Here is a 4,806-nt window from a genome sequence, read left to right on the forward strand (position 1 = left end):
GGGCCTCCCGGCCCCCCGGGGCGCGGGGGGGCCCCCGGGCTCGGGCGGGGGGGGACCGGGCCCCCCCCCCCGGGTCGGGGGGTCCCCACTACACCCCTGCGCCGGGCGGGCTGCCCGGAACCCCGTCGTGGTCGTTGCTCTCGCGTCCCTGCCAGGTGGTGGGTCATGACCGGTGGCGAGGCGCGCGTGGTGGCCGGGAAGGCCGTGCCGCGGGGGGCGTTTCCGCACGTCAAGGTGGCGGGCGGGTTCGTCTTCGTCTCCGGTACGTCGTCGCGGCGGCCGGACAACACCTTCGCCGGCGTCGAGGTGGACGAGTTCGGCACCACCAACCTCGACATCCGGGTGCAGACCCGGGCGGTGATCGAGAACATCCGGGACCTGCTGGGCTCGGTCGGCGCGGACCTGTCCGACCTCGTGCAGGTCACCACCTATCTGGTCAACATGAACGACTTCGGTGGCTACAACGAGGTCTGGGCGGAGTTCTTCGACGCGACCGGCCCGACCCGCACGACGGTTGCCGTGCACCAGTTGCCGCACCCGCACCTGCTCATCGAGATTCAGGCCGTGGCCCTTCTTCCCGCAGGAGGTCAGTCGTGAGTGAGATCGCCGAGCCGTTCAGCTTTCCGGGCTGGATCGCCGAGAACCAGCACCTGCTCAAGCCGCCGGTGGGCAACAAGGAGATGTTGCCGGGCAGCGATGACTTCATCGTCATGGTGGTGGGCGGGCCCAACCAGCGCACCGACTTCCACGTCGACCCGTACGAGGAGTTCTTCTACCAGGTCAAGGGCAACATGCACGTCAACCTGATGACCCCGGAGGGGCCGCGGACGGTGCACATCCGTGAGGGTCAGATGTGGATGCTGCCGCGCAACACGCCGCACTCGCCGCAGCGGCCGGAGGCCGGCTCGATCGGGATGGTCATCGAGCGGGTCCGCGAGGAGGGCACGCTGGAGAGGTTCCAGTGGTACTGCCCGGAGTGCAGCCACAAGGTGCACGAGGTCGAGTTGCAGGTCCGCGACATCGCCGCCGACCTGCCCCCGGTCTTCCAGGCGTTCTACGCCGACGAGCAGGCGCGCACCTGCGACAACTGCGGCGCGCTGCACCCGGGCAAGGGCTGATGGGGGTTTCCGCCGAGGGCCTGCCGGGGCAGGCGCGGTTCCCGGTCGTCGACGTGCACACGCACGTCGTACCGAGGGGGTGGCCGGACCTGGCCGCGGCGTGCGGCGGGTCCGGCTGGCCCTGGCTGCGGGTCGACTCCGAGCGCGCCGCCATGATCATGGTGGGGGAGACGGAGTTCCGGCCGGTCGGCGCGGAGTGCTGGGACGCGCCGACGCGGCTCGGCGACATGGCGGCGGACGGCGTCGACGTGCAGGTCGTCTCGCCCACCCCGGTCTTCTTCGGCTACGACCGCCCCGCCGACCAGGCCGCGAAGGTCGCGCGGATCTTCAACGACCTCACCCTGGAGGTCACGGCCGCCGGCGGCGACCGGCTGGTGCCGTTCTGCCAGGTGCCGTTGCAGGACGCGGACGCCGCCTGCGCCGAGCTGGACCGCTGCCTCGCGGCCGGGCACGCGGGCGTGGAGATCGGCAACCACGTCGGCGACCGCGACCTCGACGACGCCGGGATCGTGCAGTTCCTGACCCACTGCGCCGAGGTCGGCGCGCCGGTCTTCGTGCACCCGTGGGACATGCCGGGCGGCCCCCGGCTGGACCGCTGGATGGCCCGCTGGCTCACCGGCATGCCCGCCGAGACGCACCTGTCGGTGCTGGCGCTGATCCTCGGCGGCGTCTTCGACAAGGTGCCCGACACGCTGCGGATCTGCTTCGCCCACGGCGGTGGCAGCTTCCCGTTCTGGCTGGGCCGCGCCGACAACGCCTGGCACCGCCGGGGCGACCTGGTACGCGGATCCTCCGCCGCCCCGCCCAGCTCCTACGTCGACCGGTTCCACGTGGACTCGGTGGTCTTCTCCGGGCCGGCGCTGCGGCTGCTGGTCGACACGATGGGCGCCGACCGGGTGCTGCTCGGCAGCGACTACCCGTACCCGCTGGGGGAGCGGCCGGTCGGGCGGGTGGTACGCGAGGCGGAGTTCCTCACCGACGACCAGCGCGCCAAGCTGCTCGGCGGCAACGCCCTGCGCTTCCTCGGCCGGTAACGGGACGGGCAGGAGTGCCGTACGTCGCACGGGCGCGTCCGGCGAGGGAGCGGCCGGTTCCGTCGTGCCGGGGGACATGGGCCCCTCGCCGGGCCGGCCGGTCGTGTCGTCCGGCAAAGCGGCGGCCGGACCAGGCAGGATGACGGGATGGCCGAGCCGCACGACCTGACCGCGCTGGAGCAGGCCGCCGCGATCGCCCGCGGCGAGCTGTCCAGCGTCGAGCTGGTCGAGCACCACCTCACCCGGGTCGACGCGCTCGGCGACACGGTCGGCGCGTTCGTCACGGTCACCCCGGAGCTGGCCCGCGCGGCGGCCCGCGCCGCCGACGCCGCGCCCGCCGGGGAACGCGGCCCGCTGCACGGCGTGCCGACGGCGATCAAGGACCTCACCCTCACCGCCGGGGTGCGCACCACCTTCGGCTCGGCCGCGTTCGCCGACTTCGTGCCGCCCGTCGACGCCGACGTGGTCCGGTTCATGCGCGCGGCCGGGCTGGTCAGCCTGGGCAAGACCACCACCTCCGAGCTGGGCTGCTCGCTCTACTCCGAGGGGCTGGTCGCCCCGCCGGCCCGCAACCCGTGGGACCTGGCGTACACCGCCGGGGGCTCCAGCGGCGGGGCGGCGGCGGCCGTCGCGGCCGGGCTGGTGCCCGTCGCCCAGGGCTCCGACGGCGGCGGCTCGCTGCGCATCCCGGCGTCGCTGTGCGGGCTGGTCGGCTACAAGCCGAGCCGGGGCCTGGTCCCCGGCGGGCCCGTCGGGTTTGGCGCCTACGGCCTGCCGACCAACGGGCCGGTCGGGCGGACGGTCGCCGACGTGGCGGCCCTGCTCGACGTGCTGGCCCAGCCGGTGCCCGGCGAGCCCTACCTGGCGCCCGCCCCGCCGGCCGGCGGCTTCCTCGCCGCGGCCCGGACGGCGGAGCCCGGTCGGCTGCGGGTGGGCCGGTTCACCACCCCGATGCTCGCCGACGAACCGGTCCACCCCGACTGCGTCGCCGCCGTGGACCGGGCCGCCGCGCTGCTCACCGCCGCCGGCCACGAGGTGGTCGACGTCCCCGCGCCGCTCGGGCCCGCGGTGTGGCCGCTGTTCGAGATCGTCTGGTACGTGCTGGCGCTCGCGCCCGTGCCGCCGGAGCGGGAGGGCCACCTGCTGCCGCTGACCCGTCACCTGCGCGCCCGGGGCGCGGAGGTCTCCGCCGGCACCCTCACCGCCACGCTCGGCGAGCTCCAGGCGCAGGTGCGCCTCGGCGTCCGCCGCACCGCCGGGTGTGACCTGCTGCTCTGCCCGACGCTCGCCGCGCCCCAGGCCCCGGTGGGCTGGTTCGCCGAAGGCGGCGACCCGGCGGAGGATTTCGACCGGCAACGCCGGTTCTCGCCGTACTGCGCCGTCTTCAACGTCACCGGCGATCCGTCGGTTTCGCTGCCGGTCGGCGTCACCGCCGAGGGGTTGCCCGTGGGAGTCCTGCTCACCGGCCGGTACGGCGACGACGCGAGGTTGGTCGCCACCGCTGCGCAACTGGAGAACGCCAGTGGCGGATGGGAACGCCACCCCGCAATCTGGCGGGCCGTCGGCTCCGCTAACGTGAATGGCAGCGGAGTCGGGCGGTCGGCACCATGATCGTCCACCCGACCCGGATGTTCGAGGTCTCTTCTTCCGCCTGGGGGCGTTGGGATTGTCTGTAACCGAGACGTTGCTGGTCTTCGTCGGCATCCCGGCCGCCGCTGTGCTGGTGATCGCCGGCCTGGCGTACGCCGGTAGCCGTGGTGGCGGCGGTGGCGGCGACAAGCGCTACCGGCCGGGCCGGCCCTTCGACTTCACTCCGGTCTGGTTCCTGGGCCGTCCGGAGCAGCTGGCCGACTCGGCCGGCACCGCCCTGGCAGCGGGCGCGCAGGCGCCGGCGCTGACCAGCCGCAAGCAGGAGCAGGCCGGCATCGAGGCGCCGGCCGGTGGAACCGGAGGCGCAAGTGACCGTTGGTGAGAAGCAGGTCGGGACGGGGAATCCGCCCGAGGTGCTGGACGGGCCGTTCACGACCCGCCAGCTGCTGCGCATCGACGAGGCCCTGCGCCTGGCCGACCAGGGCACCGGCCTGGTCTTCTCGGTGTTCGTCGGCGGCCTCGACGAGCCGATCCGGGGGCACGCCGAGCGGCTGCACCGCCAGCTCGCCGAGCCGGACCGGTCGGTGCTGATCGCGGTGTCGCCCAACCAGCGCCAGCTGGAGATCGTCACCGGCCGGCACGCCCGCAAGCGCATCCCGGACACGTACGCCCGGCTCGCCGCCCTGTCCATGGTGGCGGCCTTCGGCGGCGGCGACCTGGCCGGCGGCATCATCAACGGCCTCGACCAGCTCGCCAGCCACGCCGGCAAGGGCTGAGCGCCCCGTTCACACCGAAGCCCGGTCCGCCAGTGCGGACCGGGCTTCGTCGTGAGCGGACCCGGGCGGTCGGGCCGGGGCGGGCGGTGGCGCTGGCCGCCGTGCGGGCCCGGGCGGTCGGGTCGGGCGGTGGCGCTGGCCGCCGTGCGGGCCCGGTGACGTTGCCGTCGCGGCGTGACCTGGCACGGTGCCGTCCCGCCCACCGCCTCCCCGGACACCGCGACCGGCGGACCCGTACGGCGCAGGCCGGGGCCGGCGTGGGGAGACCCACGCCGGGCCCCGGCGGGG

6 protein-coding genes are annotated in these 4,806 nt (G+C 74.7%); all 6 read left to right on the forward strand.

What is annotated here, in order from left to right:
* Positions 1-165: 165 nt before the first annotated feature.
* The 6 genes from AB0L34_RS32870 to AB0L34_RS32895 all read left to right on the forward strand — a co-directional run bounded on the left by AB0L34_RS32870 (position 166) and on the right by AB0L34_RS32895 (position 4,518).
* Positions 166-597 carry a RidA family protein gene (locus tag AB0L34_RS32870; RefSeq protein ID WP_363709461.1) on the forward strand — a complete coding sequence of 144 codons (432 nt, stop codon included), beginning with the start codon at positions 166-168 and terminating at the stop codon, positions 595-597.
* On the forward strand, positions 594-1,118 hold the full coding sequence (locus AB0L34_RS32875; RefSeq protein ID WP_363709463.1) for a 3-hydroxyanthranilate 3,4-dioxygenase: 525 nt from the start codon (positions 594-596) through the stop codon (positions 1,116-1,118). The genes AB0L34_RS32870 and AB0L34_RS32875 overlap by 4 nt, the downstream gene beginning before the upstream one ends.
* On the forward strand, positions 1,118-2,152 hold the full coding sequence (locus tag AB0L34_RS32880) for an amidohydrolase family protein (protein ID WP_363709465.1): 1,035 nt from the start codon (positions 1,118-1,120) through the stop codon (positions 2,150-2,152). Before AB0L34_RS32875 ends, AB0L34_RS32880 begins: the two co-directional genes overlap by 1 nt.
* Before the next feature lie 147 nt (positions 2,153-2,299).
* Positions 2,300-3,763: an amidase gene (locus AB0L34_RS32885; protein ID WP_363709467.1), complete on the forward strand. Its 1,464-nt coding sequence runs from the start codon at positions 2,300-2,302 to the stop codon at positions 3,761-3,763.
* 73 nt (positions 3,764-3,836) lie between these two features.
* A complete protein-coding gene (locus tag AB0L34_RS32890) occupies positions 3,837-4,124 on the forward strand; it encodes a hypothetical protein (protein WP_350684434.1) in 288 nt (95 codons plus the stop codon).
* Positions 4,111-4,518, forward strand: a complete 408-nt coding sequence (locus AB0L34_RS32895; protein ID WP_363709469.1) for a DUF5130 family protein — start codon at positions 4,111-4,113, stop codon at positions 4,516-4,518. Before AB0L34_RS32890 ends, AB0L34_RS32895 begins: the two co-directional genes overlap by 14 nt.
* Positions 4,519-4,806: the final 288 nt, after the last annotated feature.

This window comes from Micromonospora sp. NPDC052213, assembly GCF_040679695.1.
In the GTDB taxonomy this organism is placed as follows: domain Bacteria; phylum Actinomycetota; class Actinomycetes; order Mycobacteriales; family Micromonosporaceae; genus Micromonospora.

Bases quoted from the DNA above. Each gene is read 5' to 3' on its own strand.
- AB0L34_RS32870 (WP_363709461.1), top strand. From the start codon at position 166: ATGACCGGTGGCGAGGCGCGCGTGGTGGCCGGGAAGGCCGTGCCGCGG.
- AB0L34_RS32880 (WP_363709465.1), top strand. From the start codon at position 1,118: ATGGGGGTTTCCGCCGAGGGCCTGCCGGGGCAGGCGCGGTTCCCGGTC.
- AB0L34_RS32885 (WP_363709467.1), top strand. From the start codon at position 2,300: ATGGCCGAGCCGCACGACCTGACCGCGCTGGAGCAGGCCGCCGCGATC.